Raw genomic sequence first — 766 nt, 5'->3', positions numbered from 1 at the left:
TCGTGATGATTGTTCAAAAAAATTGATGATATAGAGCAAAAGTACCTTCTTATAAACGTTAGCGCAATCTTTATACTAGATCACATGGTTTAAGCGCATCGCGAGATTAAGATCTTGCTGATACAACATCATCATTAAGAAACAGGTAGGAGTTAATTGTGTCGTTAAATATTCTCTCATTGTCGGCAAGTGTTCAGGGTGATCAGTCAACAAGTCGTATGTTGGCAAATGAATTGATCACGAAATTAACGGAAAAGGCTGGGGCGGCAAAAGTATCTGAGCGCGACGTATCAAACAATGATATTGCGTTGGTGACAGGTGCGCATGTCGGCGCGTTCTACACGCCAGCCGAAGAGCGCAGTGATGAGCAAAACGCCTTGCTCGAGCAGAGCGATGCACTCCTAGCAGAACTCAAAGAAGCGAATACTTTAGTGGTGGCAACGCCGATGTATAACTTTGGTATTCCGGCATCGTTGAAGGCATGGGTTGATATGATTTGTCGCGTCGGTGAAACGTTTCGGTACACAGAGAATGGGCCGGAAGGGTTGTTGAATATCGACACTATGTATCTTGTAGTGGCGACGGGCGGAGCACCTGTAGGCAGTGCGGTTGATTTTGTCGTGCCTTATATGAAGCAAGTTGCGAGCTTTATAGGCATTGAGCATGTCGAAGTCATCGCAGCAGATCGAATGAATGTCGATGCAGATGCCTCGCTCAAGAAAGCGCGAGAAGAATTGTCAGAGATCGTACAAAAGGCGTGAATGCC

Annotated in this window: 1 protein-coding gene; it reads left to right on the top strand. The window is 45.7% G+C overall.

From position 1 onward, the window contains the following. The first annotated feature begins 158 nt into the window (after positions 1 to 158). A complete protein-coding gene (locus A3750_RS04935) occupies positions 159 to 761 on the top strand; it encodes an FMN-dependent NADH-azoreductase (RefSeq protein ID WP_156492352.1) in 603 nt (200 codons plus the stop codon). The last annotated feature ends 5 nt before the right edge of the window (positions 762 to 766 follow it).

The organism is Oleiphilus sp. HI0079 (assembly GCF_001635105.1).
The sequence above is the reverse complement of the archived record's forward strand: the minus strand, read 5'-3'. Positions and strand labels throughout refer to the sequence as shown.